Here is a 16,748-nt window from a genome sequence, read left to right as displayed (position 1 = left end):
CTCAGGGGGCCAGGACGGCCGGGGCCGCGACGGCGAGGCCGGGCTCCCGGCGGCGCCGGGCCGCGCGGATCACCCAGGCCAGCGCGTACGGGGTGGCGGCCAGGAAGAACAGCGGTTCCATCAGCACGTCGTCGGTGATCAGGAAGATCTCCCATTCGGTGGGGCGCGGCAGCCCCAGGGACGAGTTGGTGTAGACGGCGAACAGCCACAGCGGCGCCGAGACCGGATCGATGGTGTCGCCCTGCGGCACCCCGTCCACGACGCTCTTGGGGCCGGTCGGGACATCGCCCAGCACGGCGAGCACCACGGCGAGGTCGGCGACGACCAGCGCGCCGAGCACGCCGGCGACCCACGCCGCACGGATGCGTCCCCGCTGTGCAAGGGCCGTCGCGGTGCGCAGCACCACCGCCAGGGCGGCCAGCCAGAACATCAGGACGAAGGCGATGTCCAGGAGCTGGTCGGAGCTGTTGCTCAACGCGTACGCGATGAGCAGGGCGGTGGCCGCGAGCGGTGCCGTCACCGCGGCGACCGCGCGCCACCCGCCCGCCGGGCCTCCGCGGCGGGCGAGCCGATCGGCGAGGATGGCCGGGCCGACCGCCGCCGCCGCCGCCATGGTGCTGGCGATGGGCAGTTGCATGTCGAAGGCCCAGGCGCCCGTCCACGCCAGGGTCTCGACCACCAGGTTCATCACCGTCAGCGCGGCGAGCACGATGGCGGCGCACGCCGTCGGCGCGAGCAGGAGCGGCAGCGCGGTGCGCAGCACGCGCCGGCCGAGTGGCGCGCGGTCGGCGGCCGGGACACCCGAGCGGCGGGCGGCCAGGCTGGCGGCGAAGAGCAGCATCCGGGCCCGCCGCCCGTCCGACGCCAGGACGTGCAGCTCGGCCTCCCACTCCCGGTGCAGCTCGTCGCGCAGGTCGACCGGCCAGCGGCGGCGGGCGAGCGCGAGCAGCAGCCCGGCGATCCGGCGGGTCACCACGCCGGTGCCTCGCCGGGCCGGGCGCCGCCGAGGCCCGGACGCTGGTCGGCCGCGAGGGCCCGCAGCTCCGCGAGCGCCCGCCGGGCCTCGACGACGCCCTCGGCCGTGAGCCGGTAGTAGCGCCGCGCCGGCCGACCCACGGTGGACGGGTCGACCGCCTCCCACTCGGCGGCCAGCCAGCCGGCCCCCCGGAGCCGGTGCAGCACCGGGTAGAGGGTGCCGCTGGGCAGGTCGGTCGTCGCCATGAGGTCCAGCCCGTAGTGCTCGGTCTCCGGCTGGGCCAGCAGCGCGGCGAGCACCCGCGCGACCGGGATGGTGATCCGCATCCCGGGACTATATCGGAACTCTACATAGGGGGGTGTCCCGTTCCGCCTCCCCCGGGCGGGGGTAACTCCGTACGGCATGGAACACGACCTACGCGTGGTGACGATGAACCTGTTCGCCCCGGACAACGCCGACTGGGACCGCCGCCGGCCGGTGCTGGCCGACGGGCTGGCCCGGCTGCGACCCGACGTCGTCGCACTTCAGGAGACCGTCTGGGGCAACGGCTACGACCAGGCGGTCGACCTGCTCGGCGACGGCTGGCACGTCGCCCGGCACAGCGGACGGTCCGCCGACGGCGTCGGCGCGGCGCTGGCCACCAGATGGCCGCTGGGCACCGTACGCGAACTGGACCTGCACGTCACTGAACGCGTCGACCTTCCCTGGTCCGCCGTGGTGGTGGCGGAGGCCGAGATGCCGCCACCGGTCGGGACGGTGCTGGTCGTCCACCACAAGCCGGCACACCAGATCGGGTACGCCCACGAGCGCGAACTCCAGGCGGTGGCGGCCGCCCGGTTCGTCGAGCGGCTGCTCGGCGGCCGGGACCTGCACGTCGTCCTCATGGGTGACCTCGACGACACCGACGACTCCGCCAGCGTCCGGTTCTGGACCGGCCGGCAGTCCCTGCACGGCTTCAGCGTCGCCTACCAGGACGCCTGGGCTGCGGTCCACCCGCACGACCCGGGTCACACGTTCACCCCGGTCAACCCGCTCCAGCGGACCGGCACGATGCCGCTGGAGACGGGCCGCCGGATCGACTACGTCATGGTGCGCTGCGGCACCCACGGGCCGAGCCTGGAGGTGGTCGACTGCCGGCGGATCTTCGACCGGCCGGTCCACGGCGTGTGGGCGAGCGACCACTTCGGTGTCCTCGCGGACCTGCGGGTCCCCGCCCGCCGCCCCGGTGACGGCTGAGCATCAGATGGGTACCCGCTCGACCGGGATCCACAGCTCGGCGTCCGCGTGGGTGCCGTCGGCCGAGACCCGCGTACGGGAGATCTCCGGTCCGGGCCGGCTGCGGTACGGGTTGGACGGGAACCACTGCGTGAACACGTCCCGCCACAGGTGCTGCACCGCCTCCGGGAACGCCCCGGAGGTCTCGAACACCGCCCAGTTGCCCGCCGCCACCGGCAGGGCGTCCAGGTCGTCCGGTGCGTCCGCGCCGGTCACCACGCCGTACCAGTAGTCCAGTTCGGTGCCCTCCTCGCGGCTGCCGGTCAGGCCGTCACTGACGTTGACGACGCCCCGCGGCTCCTGGTCGGACAGCGCCTCGATCCGTCCCTTCGTCTCCGGGTCGAGGCCCCGGACGAAACTGACGATCGCCGGGTTCATGCCCTCGTGCACGAGCGGAACCCGGGCCTTCCGGCCGACCAGCCGGAACCCGTCCTTCTGCACGATCCGGTATCGCATGCTGCTGCTCCCTTCGACGATGAGTCGGAAGGACATCCGGGGCTGGGAGCGCAGTGCCGCCCCCGTACGCCTGGCCTCTCCCGGGCCCACGCCGTGCACGGCCTGGAACGCGCGGGCGAACGCCTCGGTGGAGCCGTAGCCGTAGCGGACCGCGATGTCGAGCAGCGTCCGCTCCCCCGCGAGCACCTCCGCGCCCGCGACCGTGAGCCGCCGGCGACGGACGTACTCGGACAGCCCGACGCCGGCCAGCGCGGAGAAGAGCCGCCGGAGGTGGTACTCCGACGTCATCGCGATCCGCGCCAACTCGGCCACGTCGACCGGCTGGCCGAGGTGCCGCTCGATGTGGTCCATGACCTGGTTCAACCGCTCCAGCACCCGGACCTCCTTCCCTGTCGCCGACCACGCTAGGTCGGCGGGAGGGTCCGAGACCCGACATGCCGTGCCCGCTCCGGTCGGGTGGTGGCTGCCCCGGTCAGGGCCAGGTGCGCGCGTCGGCGTCGAAGACCTCCGGCGGCGTCTCCTGGGGCAGGACACAGAGCAGGTGCCCGCCCGGCGCCCGGAGTACGCGGCACTCCTGCCACCGGGCCACCTGGACAGCGCCGAGGGCGAGCAGCCGGGCGGTCTCCGCCTCGACGTCGTCGGTCTCGATGTCCAGGTGGAACCGGGGTGCGTCGTCGACCGCCTGGACGGCGGTGACGATGCCCGGCAGGGCCTCGTGCAGGCTGGTGAACTGGGGCTCCGGCGCGTACGGCTCGGCCCGGGCACCGAGGGCGGCGGACCAGAAGGCCGTCGCCTGCGCGGCCTCGTCGGTGGGGGCGTCGATGATCAAGGCGAACACGCGGCTTCGATGCATGCCGCGCAGAGTATCGACGGCTCTTCCTCCTTGCGATCCCGACAGAGGGTGTCGGGAACCGGGGTGACACTCGTCCGGGGGGTGCCGCACGGGCACCCCGGATCGGAGGGCGGAGACGTGACCGAGGTGGCGAGCGGTACGACCGGACGGCTCACGCCGGAGCAGTTCCACCAGGCGTCCGGTGTCGAGGACTGGCGGGTGGTGGGTGAAGGCGCGTGCGCGTGCTTCCGTACCGGATCCTTCCCGGTCGGCGCGCGGCTGGTCCAGGCGATCTCCGGGCTGTCCGACCTCGACGCCCACCATCCCGACGTCGACGTACGCCACGACGCCGTCACCGTCCGGCTGGTCACCATCACACCCGACCATTACGGACTGACCGGACGCGACGTGGAGCTGGCACGACGGATCTCGGCGGCGGCCCGGGACCTCGGGATCCCCGCCGACCCGTCGGCCGTGCAGACCGTCCAGGTCACCGTCGACGCTCTCGTCGGGCCCGACGTGCTGCCGTTCTGGCGTGCCCTGCTCGACTACACCGACCGCCCCGACAGCACAGAGGATCTGATCGACCCGCGCGGCCGTGGCCCGATGCTGTGGTTCCAGACGATGGACGCGCCCCGCCCGCAGCGCAACCGGATGCACATCGACGTCTGGGTCCCGTACGACCGGGCCGGGGCGCGGATCGCGGCGGCGCTGGCCGCCGGTGGCCGACTGGTCAGCGACGCGGCGGCGCCGTCGTTCTGGGTGCTGGCCGACGCCGAGGGCAACGAGGCGTGCGTCGGTACGGCCGGCTGGATCGGTCCGTCGTGACGTGTGTGTCAGTCCTGTTCGCTGCTCTGGATCGGTGCTCGGGGCGGCTGACGCAGATGTTCGACGTAGGTCATCGCCACCGTCACCGCCACCGGTACGGCAAGGGCCCACCAGGTGCCGTAGGCGAACCCGAGCACGACGGCCACCGGCAGGCCCAGCCCCAACGTCAGGCAGCCCGCCACCGCGACAGCGGGGATGTCGATGTCCTGGTCGGCTTCGGTCGGCGGAACGGTGGACGACGGCAGCTCCGGGTGGGGCGCGGGAAGGTCGGCGAATATCCGGGACAGCTCCGCCTGGTTACGTGCGTGCTGGCACGCCTCCACCCGCCGCTCGAACTCGTCGGGGTCCAGGCGCTTCTCGCTGAGGTGGACCTCGAGCGCGTCCTCCGCCGCCCGACGTTCCGGGGTGCCGATTCGAACATCCTGCGAGGGGCCGCTCGGGTCCGTGTCGTGGTCGTCGTGGCTGTTCACGGCAGGAGCCTAGCCACGAGCCGGACGACGCGGCATCAGAGTTCCCTGCCGTACCAGACCTCCATGTACGGACCGGTGCAGTAGGCCGGGATCTCGGCGTATCCGTGGCGGACGTACAGCGCGCGGGCCTCGGTCAGGTCGAGGCGGGTGTTGAGGACCATCCGACGGGCGCCGAGCGTGCGCGCGTACTCCTCCAGCAGCTTCAACAGGAGGCCGGCGCCCTGTCTCCCACGGAAGGCCGGACGCACGTAGACACGGGTGAGTTCGGCGCGCTCGGCGTCCAGCATCAGCACCCCGCCGCAGGCCGCGGCCTCGCCGGCGTAGCGGCCGACCACGAACTGGCCCGTGGGCGGGGTGAGCAGTTCGGCACCGTCCCCGGTCAGGCCCTGTGCGATCTCCCGCGCGGTCGCGGGCCGCTTCCAGTACCGGCTCGCGACCTCGTCGTAGTAGTCACGGCGCAGGCTGCTGGCGGCGGGCGAGTCGAAGGCTTCCGGGGCCAGGGTCCAGGTCATGCCGCTTTCTACCGTCGGGCAACATGCCATGACCACCGAGTTCCGACGGTGTCAGCTGAACAGCTCGCGGAACCCCTCCCGCCATGACGGGTACGCGAGGCTCAGCCCCAGCTCAGCCTTGGCCCTGGCGTTGCTGGCCGCCCGGAGCTGGGTGCCGTAGTACACGGCCTGAACGCCGATCTGCTCCTCGGCCTCCTCCTCGGACATGCGCCGCGGCGGAGGGGCGTCCAGGATCTCGGCCAGGTAGGGCAGCCACTCGGCCTGGGGGGCGGGCTCGTCCCCCACGACGTTGTAGATGCCGGGGCTTCCCCGGTCGACCGCCTGCACGGTGGCCGACACCGCGTCGCGGACGTGAACGAACGGATACCGGCCGGCGCCCTCGCCGACGATCGGCAGGTCGCCCGACCCGACCCCGGTCGCCCATTCGCCACCCGGCCCGATCGCGGTACCCGGACCGTAGAGAAACCCGTAGCGCAGGACGACTCCGTCGATTCCCGGTGTGCCCAACACCAGGGCCTCGGCCGCGACGTTCGCCTGGACGTGGCTTCGGATCGGCTCCGGAGCCTCCAGGTACAGCGGCGCCGACTCGTCCGTGGGCCCCGATCCGACCGGCTGGGTCATGAAGCTGGCGCTCTGCGCGACGACCCGACGGGTGCCGGCTTCACGGGCCGCCGCCATCAGCGACCTGGTGCCCTCGCTCCGCAGCCGGTTGGTCACCTCCAACCACTTCCCGTAATCCCTGGACGGTGCGGAGAGCGCCGTGATCTGGTTGACGACCACCTCGGGTTCGGCCCCGAGGATGGCCTGCCGCACCTCGGCATCGTCCAGCCCGTTCATCAACGCCGGCCGCGCCCCGAGCGCCTCCACGACGGAGAAGTTCTCGCTCCGATGGGTGCTGGCCGTGACCTCGTGGCCGAGTTCCACCAGCGCCTCGACGAGGGGCCGACCCACGACCCCTGTTCCCCCGGCGACGAAGATCCGCACCACCGTCTCCCTACTGCCGCGGCCTGCTCGTCGCCGACGGTCGTCGAGTGACCGTACCGCCGGTCCCGCGTCCGGCGGCGTGACCTCGCCTCCGGTGCGCCGAAAGGGGATTCAGCGGGCCAGGTCGGCGACGAGGTTGACGGAGCCCGCCACGATCACCACACCGAAGACGTACGACAGGACGGCATGGGACAGCACGCTGCCCCGGATCCGCGGATCGCTGATGGTCGTGTCCGACACCTGGTACGTCATGCCGATCGTGAAGGCGACGTAGGCCAGATCGCGGTAGGTGGTCGGCCCCCGCTCAGACTGGCCGCCGAAGCCGATCCCCCCGGTCGTCGACCCGAACTGCAGGTCGGCGTAGCGCAGGGTGAACACGGTGTTGACGACGGTCCACGACAGCAGGACGGTCAGCATTGCGACGCCCACGAGCAGCATCCGGAGTGAGCCGCCCTGCCGGCCGGCGAGGCTGAGAGCGAGGCCGACACCCAGCAGGCTGATGACGCCCGCCCCGACCAGCAGCACTGCTGCGGTCACCCGCGTCTCGTCCTCACGCATGGCGAGCATCTCGGTGTGGGAGCTGTCCGCTCGGAGGATGACCGGCCAGATGGTGACGAGGAAGGCCAGTGCGGCGGCGTCCCAGCCCCCGACCGCGGCCAACTGCCACGTCATGAACGGCAGGAGCGCGAGTGCGACGACGAGCCCGATGGAGGCGACGATGACGGCTCGCCGCAGGGCAGGGGCGTGCCAGCCCAGGCATCGGTGATACCACGTCTCCGGGGGCATTCCGGTCATTGCCCGAGTTTCCCCCACCGCGCCGCCTGGGCGTACGCAAAGCCGCGCACGCGAGCCCGTTCGTCACCTGGACGACCGACTGATCCGGCAACGGCATGCCTCTGGGCGCCGTACGCGACAATCAGGGCGGCCCGCGCCGGCCGGGCCCCCGCCTACGGTGACCTCCTGCGACCCAGCCGCCCTGAAGGGGGACGGTCGGGGACTGTCCGACGACGAGACGGAGGAAGCGTGACAGCGCTCGCTGACGCGGGAGTTCCCTACCAGGCATCCGGTCTCGCCCTCACCTGCCCCCTGGTCATGACAGCCGCGTCGTGGCTCGTCGCCCATCGCCTCGTGGGTCAATTGGAAGACCTACTCCGCGAGTGGACACGAGGACAGGGTGGTCGTTGCGATCGCCCCCTCAGCACTGCCCATTCGGACAGCCAGCTGGCCGGGCTGCCGGGTGTCTAGTCCCACCACCTGCTTGACGAATCCGTCCCAGCACATGCACGACAGTCGGCCTTGGTTTCTCGGTCGTCCTGGTTACAGTCGGTTACATCTGAGTGCCTGCGGGCGCACTCAAACTCAGGCAGAGAACGAACCATTGCCGCCAAGACGCCATGCACGAGGGGAAGGCCGCCCAGCTCGCTGATCCCGACCCATGCGATGTCGTCATGCTCGTCAGGTGCACGGTTGGTCGGAGAGCCAACCCAGTCTCCAATTTGCCAGACGCCCACGTGAACGGCGTCCTCACCACTGCCGGCATGCAAGACGCCCAACCGTGAAGCGGACTCCGCCACAATGTGAACACCGAGCTCCTCGTGCATCTCACGCGCGAGGGCTTGTAGTTCCGACTCACCCGCTTCGACTTGTCCCCCAGGCAGATCCCATACGTTCGGGTATGCCCGTTTGGTCGGCCTGCGGTGTACTAGCAGGACCGTGTCGTTTTCAACGAGTGCGCCTGTGACGACGACATGCATGGCGGGATTAGAGCAGAGGGATAGGACAAGCTCGCTCCAGCCAGAGGGGACGCCCAGACGTCCGGCTCTGCAGCGATCCGATCACTACGGGGCGTGGCAGCCCATGGCAGCCCATCACCGGCGGTCCGGCCATGCCGCGATGCGCGCCGTGTCGCGGACCGTGAAGGCTTCCGCAGCGCCCCTTGAGGATCATGTCGGGCATCAGGTGGGACGTGAGCGTCAAGTATGTCCCGTGACAGGACAGAGAAGTTGCTCGCACCACTGCCGAATTAGCCTCTTAAGGATCAAGGCGCCGCGCGAGCGCGGCGCACCGCGCCCGCTCGCGCCAGCCTGCTGGCGACCTCCGGCCGGCATCGGCCGGCGCGGCGGGCCGCACCCTCAAGCGTCGCTGTGACGAGGCTCCGACAGCGGCGATGCCGGACCGTGATCGCCGACGAGCCGCCGTTTCACGCCGAGCTTCGTCAGCAGCAGCAGCGAGACCAGCGCCGACGAGCCGATGAATGAGGCGGTCGACCCGTCGATCCAGTCGTGCCACATCGCCAGGCCGCAGATGAGCCACACGGCCCACGCCGTGGCCACGATGCTGCGCCAAGTGATACGACCCACCATGAGTTCAGTAAAGCATCGGCGAGCCGGGCCGTGTCGTTGCGGTGCCTCCGGCGGGAGCACTTCGGGCTTCTGGGATGCGGGCCATCCCGACCACCGCCGACCCAGGCGGAGCCGAGCAGACCTGCCCTGCGGTGACAAGGTCGTTCCTTAGGGTTTCTGCGTCTGGATGGTGTTCCGGGCCGCCGGGCTGGTTGGGTGTGGCTCAAGGTCGTTTGCCGTCAGGTGGCCATGGACGAGCGGCCGCCCAGCCAGCTCAGGGCGCCTTGGCCGCTGATTGAGATCTGCGAATTGTCGCTTGCTAAGGAACTGCTGGCGGGGTCGTCCGAGGTGACCTGGATCTGGGTGCTTCGGGAGGACGGCTTGGTGCAGGTATGGGTGGGCGTCGACGCGGGCAAGCAGGCTCACCACGCTGCGGCTGTTGACGTGGCCGGGCGGGTGCTGTGGTCGACGCGGGTGGCCAATGATCAGCAGGCGATCGCTGACCTGGTCGACCGGGTCGGCGCGGATGACGAGGTGGTGTGGGCAGTTGACCTGGTCGGCTGCGAGACCGCGCTGCTGCGGGCCATGTTGGCGCTGGCCGGGCAGCGGGTCGTCTATATCCCGGGCCGCACGGTCAAGACGATGGCTGCTGGGTTCGCCGGCGAGGCCAAGACCGATGCGCGTGACGCGGTGGTCATCGCGAACACCGCGCGGATGCGGCGTGACTTCCTGCCGGTGGAGACTCCGACGGAGCTGATCGCCAGGCTGGCGCTGCTGGTGGCGCACCGCGCCGACCTGGTTGAGGACTGGGTCCGCACCGTGAATCGGCTGCGCCGGCTGATGCTGGGGATTTCCCCGGTGTTGGAACGGGCGCTGACGTTCACCAACCACGCAACGTTGGTCCTGATCTGCGCGTATCAGACGCCCGAGCAGATCCGTGCCGCCGGACGCGACCAGCTCATGGCTCATCTGCGCCGGCACCGGGCTGTGAACGCCGCGAAGGTCGCCGATCAGGCGTTGGCTGCCGCGGCTGAGCAGGATCTCATCCTGCCAGGGCAGGACACCGCTGCTGCTCTCGCCGCCGAGCTGGCCAGCCACCTGCTGCAACTGCACGAGCGTAAGAAGAACACCGACAAGGCCATCGAGCAGGCGTTCGCTGCGCACCCGCAGGCCGGCGTCATTCGCAGCCTCCCAGGCATGGGGGCACTGGCGGCGGCGGAGTTCGTCGTCGCGGTCGGGGACCTGTCGACCTTCGCCAGCCCTGATCACCTGGCCGCCTACGCGGGTCTGGCGCCGGTGGCCCGTGACTCTGGCAAGCGCGTCGCTAACCTGCGCCGCCCACAGCGCTACAACCGACGGCTGCGCCACGTGTTCTACATGTCCTCGATGAGCACTCTGCGGATGAACGGCCCGAACCGGGACTACTACCAGCGCAAACGCGCTGAGGGACGCAAGCACCAGCAGGCGTTGATAGCCCTCGCCCGCCGTCGAGTCGACGTGCTGTGGGCCCTGCTGCGCGACAACCGGTGCTTCCAACTCCAACCACCAGCGACGGCCCCCGCCTGAGCTGCACGCTCAGTTGGCCCATCAGGTCGGCGAGGAGCCATCCAGTTGGTCGGCACGACGCAGCAGCTTCTCGGCGTGCTCGTCCCAGTCAGGCCCATGGAAGTAGAGGTCCGCGGCGGCTGCACGCAGAAGCTCAGCATCGTCGGGCCGCTGCAAACACGCCAGGCGGAAAGCGAGGTTTCTCGCCCAAACCGGAAGGTCGCCCGTGAGGTCAGGGATGATCTCACGGATCATCACCATGATCGTGTCAGCGTCCGCAAAGGTCAGCGCCTCGATGAAGTCCCAGGTTGCCTCGTTCATATGGTTCCCCGGACGCTCGGGATGTTCCGGATCAGCGCAGAGGTCCACGGCAAGCTCGGTGAGGCTCTTCACGAACTGATCATCCCCGCCGCCGACCCTCGGCGGGGCCCTGCCCCGCACCCCGACCCTCCCTCAGAGACCTCAACGGATCTCCTCGGCCGGGCATCCCAAGGACTGCCCGAGAACCTCGGCCAGGTCAAGGCCAAGCCGCTACGCGGCCGCCTCCGGCGAACCTTGACCCGACCGAGAACCCCGGGCAGGGGCAAGCCTGCCCGACCGAGGAGACCCAACACGCTCACCAACCCTTGACACGCGCCATTGAGACTCGTCCGGTAGGGCGCTCCACCTTGTCCCCGTCCGGGAAGGCTGGACGGTCTACGACTGCCCGACGAGGAGATCCTTCACCCCCACCGCGCACGCCAAAAGCCCTGTTCCCCGCGCATGAGCTCCCCCGCCCTTTAGCCATCAGCTCGCCCGTTCTGCCGGCTTTGTGTATTCGTGGGTCATGTTGGTCCGCCCGGTGGCATCGGCAGTTCGGATGGTCTACGTCGGGAGCGGGCGGCGTCGGCGACGGCGATCCCGGCCAGGACCACCGTGGCGGCGGTGCTGACCAGCAGCGGCGGTGCATCCTGCATTGCCGGCAGCAGGGCGGCCAGCACGAGCAGCCCGATCCACCGGGCCCAGGACACTCGATTGAACACCGCGTACTCGAAACCGGCCCGCCCGGCGAGGAACAGCGCGGGTCCGCCGAGGATAACGGTGATCCAGGCCGGTGGGGCGTGCCCGAGCGGGTGGGCGATGACGAGTTCGGCGCCGACGGCGATTGCGACTACGCCAGCCACCATGACCAGGTGGGCGACGAACGTCGCCCGGGCAGCGCGTTGCGGCTTGCGCGCCGCTGTGAGCGCCGTGGCCAAGACCTCCCCGGCGCGGTAGATGTAGATGCGCCAGAGCAGCACGGTGGTGGTGATTGCCAGCAGGAAGGCTGCGGTCCGGTCGGGCGGGAAGCCGGAGCCACGCAAGGCCAGTCCGGTGACCAGGATCAACTCGCCGAGCGCGATGATGAAGAACTGCCGGTGACGCTCGGCGAAATGCCCGGACACGAGCGAGAATTCCGGCTGGGACGTAGGGCCTAGCCCCGGCGTGGGCCAGCGGAGGACGAATCCCGTGTAGTCCACGACCACGGCCAGGGCCCACAGCACCTCCCGCCCGGTACCCGGCGCGAGCGCCCCGGCGATCCACGGCACCGCGGACACCCCAGCCCAGGCGAGTACCCGTAGGGCGTCGCGCTGCCGCTCCCGGACCCGCGCGGCGACCAGCAGGAGGAAGCACCGACCGACCCGGATGGCGAGGTACACGCCAGCGAAGACCAGGCCCTGCGCGCCGAACGCCTCGGGCAGTGCGACCGCGACCAATACCGTGCCCACCATGCTGACGGTGACCAGCACCTGGACCACCGACCGCTGCGGGCTGTAGACGTCGGTTAACAGCGCCGTGTCGGACCAGATCCACCACACTGCCAGCAGCAACAGCAGCGTCTGAAAGGCGCCGCGCCAGGTGAGGTTCTGGATCAGCCCGAACGAGAGCTGGGTGAGTGCGAAAACGAATGCCAGGTCGAAGAAGAGTTCCAGGAACGTTGCCTCTCGCGGATCCTCGGGTCTCCGTACCAGGTCGGCTGCCTCATTGCTGGCCATCTCGTCCGTCCTGTCGTATTCGCGCCCCCCGAAGGTGCGGCATTCGGACCACGCCGCTGGCTGCGGGTAGCTGGCGTGCGGCTACCCGTTGCGAACACACATCAGGCATGCCGTTTCGTCTCGGCGCGGTCCGCGTCTGCTGGAGAGCCGGCCTGTCCAGGGCGGAGTGCGCCCCGGAAGCGCGCTTAGCCTCTGGACAGCGTCGCCGAGGCTACGGATCAGATGGCTGTGTGCCAGCCACGTGCCAGTAGCCGGTGCACGGAAGGGGCACGAGCGGGCAGGAGTTGTAACCCACTCCCCTGCCATGAGCAGGCGTATCGGGCATCCCGGGGCCGTGATCTTCGTCCTTCCAAACTGAAGCTTTCACGCCCTCAAGATCAGGGCGTCCCCAGGGCGTCAGGGCGTCTCCAGGGCGTCGAACGCCAACCAATGATGACCGCCAACGCCCATAGACAGCCTGAAATACAACCAGGTCGCAGCCTTGATCGAGGCTGCGACCTGGCGGGCGACGGACGAGTCGACCTGTACGCCGGATTCTGTGCGCGGCGCGTACCCCGAAGGGGTCCGCACCGGCGGCGGTCATCCATCTCGGCCTGCCGTCGCCGACAGGCTCATGCGGCCTACCCGCAGACATCGGGCGGGCCGCCCTCGAACGTCTGCGCCGGGTCGTCATCTTGCGGTGACGGCCCTTGCTTGGCCTTGCTCCGGGTGGGGTTTACCGAGCCACCCCGGTCACCCGGGGTGCTGGTGGGCTCTTACCCCACCGTTTCACCCTTACCGTCCCGTTCGGGCCGGCGGTCTGTTTTCTGTGGCACTGTCCCGCGGGTCACCCCGGGTTGCCGTTAGCAACCACCCTGCCCTGTGGAGTCCGGACGTTCCTCGGCGGCGGGCCGGAGCCCGCCGACGCGACCGCCCGGTCGACTCGTCCGTCGCGCTCTCATCCTAACGACGCCGGGGCCGCGGCTATTGCCGCCCCGGCACGGCCGTCAGGTGGGCCTGGCGGAAAAGGCGATGATCGCCGTACGTGTCGGGGCGTACCCTGCGCGGATGTTGAAGCCCTCGTTCCCGATGCGGACCGGACGGTTGGACCTGCGGCCGTTCGCCGCCTCGGACCTGGACGCCTTTCACGCCTACTTCTCCGACCCCGAGCAGCACCGCTACGTGAGCATCGGCGGGCCGACCGACCTGGAGGGCACCCGGGCGGTGCTGGAGCGGCGGCAGGGGCGTACGGCCCTGACGAAGGAGGGCGACTCCCTCCAACTGGCGGTCGTCGTACGGGAGACCGGTCAGCTCGTGGGAGACGTGGTGCTGATGTGGCGGAGCGCCGAGCACCGGCAGGGCGAGGTCGGCTACATGCTCCACCCCGACCACCGCGGGCGGGGGTACGCCGGCGAGGCGTCGACCGCGATGCTGGCGGTCGGCTTCGACGGGCTGGACCTGCACCGGATCGTCGGTCGGATCGACCCGCGCAACACGGCGTCGGCCCGGGTCCTGGAGCGGCTGGGCATGCGGCGGGAGGCACACCTGCGGGAGAACGAGTTCACCGAGGGCGAGTGGACCGACGAGGCGGTCTACGCGATGCTCGGCCGGGAGTGGCGGGCGGCGCAGCCGGACACCGGCGCCGGGCGCCCCGCCTGAGGCCGTACTAGCCTCACCGATCATGGAGTTCTCCGACGCCGCGCTGCTGCTCGCCGCCGGCCTCGCCGCGGGCACGGTCAACGCGGTGGCCGGCGGGGGTTCGCTCATCACGTTCCCGGCGATGATCGCGGTGGGCCTGCCGCCGGTGCCGGCCAACGTGAGCAACTCGGTGGCGGTGTTCCCCGGGTACGTGGCGAGTGTCGCGGGCAGCCGGCAGGACCTGCCGCGCCGGCGAGCGGTGGCGACGCTCGTGCCGGCCACCGTCCTCGGGACGATCGCCGGGGCGTTGCTGCTGCTGGCCACCCCGGCGCGGGCGTTCGAGCTGGTCGTACCCTTCCTGGTGCTCGGGGCGACCGCGATGCTGGCCTTCCAGGACCCGCTGCGCCGGCTCGTCGGGCACCCGCGCGACCTGGCGCCGCGCCGCCGTACGCTCACCGTGCAGGTCATGGTCGGGGTCGCCGCGGTGTACGGAGGCTACTTCGGCGCGGCGCTCGGGGTCATGCTGGTGGCGGGCCTGGCCCTGGTGCTCGACGCGACCCTGGCGCGGGTCAGCGCGATCAAGAACCTGCTCTCCGCGGTGGTGGGCCTCACGACGCTGGTGGTCTTCGCGCTGCTCGGCCCGGTCAACTGGGCGGCGGTCACGCTGGTCGCGCCCGCGACGCTGGCCGGGGGGTACGCGGGCGCCCGGCTGGTCCGCCGGCTCCCGCCGGTGGTGCTGAAGACCCTGATCGTGGTCTTCGGCACGGTCATCGGCCTCTACCTCCTGTGGCGCGCCCTCCGCTGACTCCCTCCGCGCACCGCCACGGCGAGCGTGCGCGTTAAGAAGGGCCCCCTGTACAACGCCAGGCGTTAACGGGGGGCCCTTCCTTACACCCTTACACCTCAGGCGACGGGTTCCGGGGCCGCGTCGGCGTCGCGGGTCGTGCCCGCCGTGACGCGGGGATCGCCCTCGTCGGCGAAGTAGTCGTCCGGCGTGGTGCCGTCGCCACCGTCGTGCGCCTTCGCCGCCCGCAGCAGCAGCGTCAGCAGGGCCGCGACCAGCAGGTTGACCAGGACGGCCACGAAGCCGACGTAGATGGTCATCGTGGTGTCGAAGCCGAACTTCTCCAGCGGGAACGCCGAGCCGCCGAAGTGCTTCCGGGTCGGGCTGGACACCTGGTAGAGCATCCACATGCCGACCGCCATGCCGACCGCCCAGCCGGCGATCAGGGCGGTGCGGTGGAACCAGCGGGTGTAGAGGCCCAGCGCCACCGCGGGCAGCGTCTGGAGGATGATCACACCGCCGATCAGCTGGAGGTCGATGGCGTACTGCGGGTTGAGGAAGACGATGAACGCCACCGCCCCGACCTTGACCAGCAGCGACGTGATCTTGGAGACCTGCGCCTCCTGCGCCGGGGTGGCGTCCCGCCGCAGGTACTCCTTGTAGATGTTGCGGGTGAACAGGTTCGCCGCCGCGATCGACATGATCGCCGCCGGCACCAGCGCGCCGATGCCGATGGCCGCGTACGCCACGCCGGCGAACCAGTCCGGGAACTGCTGGTCGAACAGCACCGGCACGATGGTGTTGCCGTCCACTGTGCCGTCCGGACCCGCCAGCGGCTTCACGCCGGAGGCGATGGCCATGTAGCCGAGCAGCGCGATCAGCCCGAGCAGCAGGCTGTACGCCGGCAGCGCGGACATGTTCCGCTTGATCACGTCCCGGTTCCGGCTGGCCAGGACGCCGGTGATGCTGTGCGGGTAGAGGAAGAGCGCCAGCGCCGAGCCGAACGCCAGGGTGACGTACTGGAGCTGGTTGTTCGCGTTCAGCAGGATGCCGTCGTTCGGGTTCGGCGAGGCGTCGAACTTGGCGTCCGCCGCGTTGAAGATGTCGCCCCAGCCGCCGAGCTTGTACGGCAGCCAGATCACCGCCACCAGGATCACGATGTAGATCAGCGTGTCCTTGACGAACGCGATGAGCGCCGGCGCGCGCAGCCCCGACTGGTAGGTGTACGCGGCGAGGATCGCGAACGCGATGATGATCGGCAGGTGCCGGGCGACGGTGCTCTCGCCGGTCACCCCCATCGTCTTCAGGACCGCCTCGATGCCGACCAGTTGGAGCGCGATGTAGGGCATCGTGGCGACGATGCCGGTGATCGCGACGAGCAGCGCGAGGACCGGCGAGTCGAACCGGTTGCGGACGAAGTCCGCCGGGGTGACGAAGCCGTGCCGGTGCGAGACCGACCAGAGCCGGCAGAGCACCAGGAAGACCAGCGGGTAGATGACGATGGTGTACGGCACCGCGAAGAAGCCCATCGCGCCCGCGCCGAACACCAGGGCCGGCACCGCCACGAAGGTGTACGCCGTGTAGAGGTCACCGCCGACCAGGAACCAGGTGATCCAGCCGCCGAAGCTGCGACCGCCCAGCCCCCACTCGTCGAGGTGCGCCATGTCCTTGGGCGCCCGCCACCGGGCCGCGACGAATCCCATGGCGCTGACCAGCAGGAAGAGCGCCGTGAAGACGATGATCTCGGTGAGGTGGTCGCGCCACATCAGCGGTCCCCCCGCTTCTTGGTCATCTGGTAGACCAGCGTGGTCGTCGCCACGCCGAGCAGGATGTAGGCGAGCTGGAGCCAGTAGAAGCGCGGGAAGCCGAAGACCCGGGGCGAGTCGGCGTTGAAGAACGCCGGGATCAGCGGCACCAGGATCGGGATGAAGAGCAACCAGTTCCAGCGGCTCTTGTCCTTCGCCCGGGACGACGCCGTCAGGCGCGTCTCCGGATCGGGCGTAGCCGGTTCGGGTAGGGCCATGCGACACACCTCCGGGTCGTGATCCGCGTGTAACGGCCGGAGGCTATGACCTTGTGAACGCCGTCACAGCCGAGCGGTGGACCCCGGTG

At 70.4% G+C, this 16,748-nt stretch carries 19 protein-coding genes and 1 other RNA gene; 5 read left to right on the top strand and 15 right to left on the bottom strand.

The genetic code is table 11. The features are described 5' to 3' along the window. Nucleotide 1 precedes the first annotated feature (1 nt). Complete coding sequence (locus ACIBR0_RS04435) at nucleotides 2–976, bottom strand: hypothetical protein (protein ID WP_396712654.1); 975 nt, start codon at nucleotides 974–976, stop codon at nucleotides 2–4. Continuing rightward, nucleotides 970–1,302 carry a PadR family transcriptional regulator gene (locus ACIBR0_RS04430; RefSeq protein WP_396712653.1) on the bottom strand — a complete coding sequence of 111 codons (333 nt, stop codon included), beginning with the start codon at nucleotides 1,300–1,302 and terminating at the stop codon, nucleotides 970–972. The genes ACIBR0_RS04435 and ACIBR0_RS04430 overlap by 7 nt, the downstream gene beginning before the upstream one ends. A 76-nt stretch (nucleotides 1,303–1,378) precedes the next feature. On the opposite strand from ACIBR0_RS04430, the gene ACIBR0_RS04425 reads away from it, so the two are divergent. Then, nucleotides 1,379–2,212, top strand: a complete 834-nt coding sequence (locus ACIBR0_RS04425) for an endonuclease/exonuclease/phosphatase family protein (protein WP_396712652.1) — start codon at nucleotides 1,379–1,381, stop codon at nucleotides 2,210–2,212. Nucleotides 2,213–2,215: 3 nt separating this feature from the next. Here ACIBR0_RS04425 and ACIBR0_RS04420 read toward each other — a convergent pair whose 3' ends face one another. Both ACIBR0_RS04420 and ACIBR0_RS04415 read right to left on the bottom strand, forming a co-directional pair. Continuing rightward, nucleotides 2,216–3,082: a helix-turn-helix domain-containing protein gene (locus ACIBR0_RS04420; protein WP_396712651.1), complete on the bottom strand. Its 867-nt coding sequence runs from the start codon at nucleotides 3,080–3,082 to the stop codon at nucleotides 2,216–2,218. 97 nt (nucleotides 3,083–3,179) lie between these two features. Beyond that, nucleotides 3,180–3,560 (bottom strand): VOC family protein, encoded by a 381-nt coding sequence (locus ACIBR0_RS04415; protein WP_396712650.1) that lies wholly within the window; start codon nucleotides 3,558–3,560, stop codon nucleotides 3,180–3,182. A 117-nt stretch (nucleotides 3,561–3,677) separates the two neighbouring features. Between ACIBR0_RS04415 and ACIBR0_RS04410 the strand changes: the two genes are divergently transcribed. Next, nucleotides 3,678–4,367, top strand: coding sequence for a VOC family protein (locus ACIBR0_RS04410; protein WP_396712649.1), 690 nt, complete (start codon nucleotides 3,678–3,680; stop codon nucleotides 4,365–4,367). An 8-nt stretch (nucleotides 4,368–4,375) separates the two neighbouring features. Here the strand turns inward: ACIBR0_RS04410 and ACIBR0_RS04405 are convergent, their stop codons facing one another. The 6 genes from ACIBR0_RS04405 to ACIBR0_RS04380 all read right to left on the bottom strand — a co-directional run bounded on the left by ACIBR0_RS04405 (nucleotide 4,376) and on the right by ACIBR0_RS04380 (nucleotide 8,696). Next, nucleotides 4,376–4,837, bottom strand: a complete 462-nt coding sequence (locus ACIBR0_RS04405; RefSeq protein WP_396712648.1) for a DUF1707 domain-containing protein — start codon at nucleotides 4,835–4,837, stop codon at nucleotides 4,376–4,378. A gap of 35 nt (nucleotides 4,838–4,872) precedes the next feature. Then, nucleotides 4,873–5,349, bottom strand: coding sequence for a GNAT family N-acetyltransferase (locus tag ACIBR0_RS04400; protein ID WP_396712647.1), 477 nt, complete (start codon nucleotides 5,347–5,349; stop codon nucleotides 4,873–4,875). Between the two features lie 51 nt (nucleotides 5,350–5,400). After that, complete coding sequence (locus ACIBR0_RS04395; protein ID WP_396712646.1) at nucleotides 5,401–6,333, bottom strand: NAD-dependent epimerase/dehydratase family protein; 933 nt, start codon at nucleotides 6,331–6,333, stop codon at nucleotides 5,401–5,403. Between the two features lie 111 nt (nucleotides 6,334–6,444). Then, nucleotides 6,445–7,128, bottom strand: a complete 684-nt coding sequence (locus tag ACIBR0_RS04390) for a DUF1345 domain-containing protein (protein ID WP_396712645.1) — start codon at nucleotides 7,126–7,128, stop codon at nucleotides 6,445–6,447. Between the two features lie 446 nt (nucleotides 7,129–7,574). Next, on the bottom strand, nucleotides 7,575–8,087 hold the full coding sequence (locus ACIBR0_RS04385) for an NUDIX domain-containing protein (protein WP_396712644.1): 513 nt from the start codon (nucleotides 8,085–8,087) through the stop codon (nucleotides 7,575–7,577). 378 nt (nucleotides 8,088–8,465) lie between these two features. Further along, nucleotides 8,466–8,696, bottom strand: a complete 231-nt coding sequence (locus ACIBR0_RS04380) for a hypothetical protein (protein ID WP_396712643.1) — start codon at nucleotides 8,694–8,696, stop codon at nucleotides 8,466–8,468. Between the two features lie 222 nt (nucleotides 8,697–8,918). Here ACIBR0_RS04380 and ACIBR0_RS04375 point away from each other — a divergent pair, with 222 nt between their 5' ends. Continuing rightward, nucleotides 8,919–10,241: an IS110 family transposase gene (locus tag ACIBR0_RS04375; RefSeq protein ID WP_396712642.1), complete on the top strand. Its 1,323-nt coding sequence runs from the start codon at nucleotides 8,919–8,921 to the stop codon at nucleotides 10,239–10,241. A 21-nt stretch (nucleotides 10,242–10,262) separates the two neighbouring features. Here ACIBR0_RS04375 and ACIBR0_RS04370 read toward each other — a convergent pair whose 3' ends face one another. From ACIBR0_RS04370 to rnpB, 3 genes are all read right to left on the bottom strand, one after another. Beyond that, the gene (locus tag ACIBR0_RS04370; protein WP_396712641.1) at nucleotides 10,263–10,613 is read right to left on the bottom strand and encodes a hypothetical protein; all 351 of its coding nucleotides are present in this window, start codon (nucleotides 10,611–10,613) and stop codon (nucleotides 10,263–10,265) included. A 431-nt stretch (nucleotides 10,614–11,044) separates the two neighbouring features. Continuing rightward, on the bottom strand, nucleotides 11,045–12,235 hold the full coding sequence (locus ACIBR0_RS04365) for a low temperature requirement protein A (RefSeq protein WP_280841131.1): 1,191 nt from the start codon (nucleotides 12,233–12,235) through the stop codon (nucleotides 11,045–11,047). 509 nt (nucleotides 12,236–12,744) lie between these two features. Further along, nucleotides 12,745–13,160: RNase P RNA component class A (gene rnpB / locus ACIBR0_RS04360), an RNA gene on the bottom strand. A gap of 122 nt (nucleotides 13,161–13,282) precedes the next feature. Between rnpB and ACIBR0_RS04355 the strand changes: the two genes are divergently transcribed. Together ACIBR0_RS04355 and ACIBR0_RS04350 are read left to right on the top strand one after the other, a co-directional pair. After that, nucleotides 13,283–13,873, top strand: coding sequence for a GNAT family N-acetyltransferase (locus ACIBR0_RS04355; RefSeq protein ID WP_396712640.1), 591 nt, complete (start codon nucleotides 13,283–13,285; stop codon nucleotides 13,871–13,873). Nucleotides 13,874–13,895: 22 nt separating this feature from the next. Further along, entirely contained in the window at nucleotides 13,896–14,657 is a 762-nt protein-coding gene (locus ACIBR0_RS04350) for a sulfite exporter TauE/SafE family protein (protein WP_396712639.1), read from the top strand. A 98-nt stretch (nucleotides 14,658–14,755) separates the two neighbouring features. On the opposite strand, the gene mctP is transcribed toward ACIBR0_RS04350, so the two are convergent. After that, nucleotides 14,756–16,402 (bottom strand): monocarboxylate uptake permease MctP, encoded by a 1,647-nt coding sequence (gene mctP / locus ACIBR0_RS04345; protein ID WP_396712638.1) that lies wholly within the window; start codon nucleotides 16,400–16,402, stop codon nucleotides 14,756–14,758. Further along, the gene (locus ACIBR0_RS04340; RefSeq protein WP_396712637.1) at nucleotides 16,402–16,659 is read right to left on the bottom strand and encodes a DUF3311 domain-containing protein; all 258 of its coding nucleotides are present in this window, start codon (nucleotides 16,657–16,659) and stop codon (nucleotides 16,402–16,404) included. Before ACIBR0_RS04340 ends, mctP begins: the two co-directional genes overlap by 1 nt. Nucleotides 16,660–16,748: the final 89 nt, after the last annotated feature.

This window comes from Micromonospora sp. NPDC049497, from assembly GCF_044465805.1.
Classification (GTDB): Bacteria; Actinomycetota; Actinomycetes; order Mycobacteriales; family Micromonosporaceae; genus Micromonospora.
Note: the sequence above shows the minus strand (reverse complement) of the source record. Positions and strands in the feature narration are given on the sequence as shown.

Coding starts and splice junctions, on each gene's coding strand:
- ACIBR0_RS04430 (WP_396712653.1), bottom strand. CDS start 1,302: ATGCGGATCACCATCCCGGTCGCGCGGGTGCTCGCCGCGCTGCTGGCC.
- ACIBR0_RS04425 (WP_396712652.1), top strand. CDS start 1,379: ATGGAACACGACCTACGCGTGGTGACGATGAACCTGTTCGCCCCGGAC.
- ACIBR0_RS04415 (WP_396712650.1), bottom strand. CDS start 3,560: ATGCATCGAAGCCGCGTGTTCGCCTTGATCATCGACGCCCCCACCGAC.
- ACIBR0_RS04400 (WP_396712647.1), bottom strand. CDS start 5,349: ATGACCTGGACCCTGGCCCCGGAAGCCTTCGACTCGCCCGCCGCCAGC.
- ACIBR0_RS04390 (WP_396712645.1), bottom strand. CDS start 7,128: ATGACCGGAATGCCCCCGGAGACGTGGTATCACCGATGCCTGGGCTGG.
- ACIBR0_RS04385 (WP_396712644.1), bottom strand. CDS start 8,087: ATGCATGTCGTCGTCACAGGCGCACTCGTTGAAAACGACACGGTCCTG.
- ACIBR0_RS04380 (WP_396712643.1), bottom strand. CDS start 8,696: ATGGTGGGTCGTATCACTTGGCGCAGCATCGTGGCCACGGCGTGGGCC.
- ACIBR0_RS04365 (WP_280841131.1), bottom strand. CDS start 12,235: ATGGCCAGCAATGAGGCAGCCGACCTGGTACGGAGACCCGAGGATCCG.
- ACIBR0_RS04355 (WP_396712640.1), top strand. CDS start 13,283: ATGTTGAAGCCCTCGTTCCCGATGCGGACCGGACGGTTGGACCTGCGG.
- ACIBR0_RS04350 (WP_396712639.1), top strand. CDS start 13,896: ATGGAGTTCTCCGACGCCGCGCTGCTGCTCGCCGCCGGCCTCGCCGCG.
- mctP (WP_396712638.1), bottom strand. CDS start 16,402: ATGTGGCGCGACCACCTCACCGAGATCATCGTCTTCACGGCGCTCTTC.
- ACIBR0_RS04340 (WP_396712637.1), bottom strand. CDS start 16,659: ATGGCCCTACCCGAACCGGCTACGCCCGATCCGGAGACGCGCCTGACG.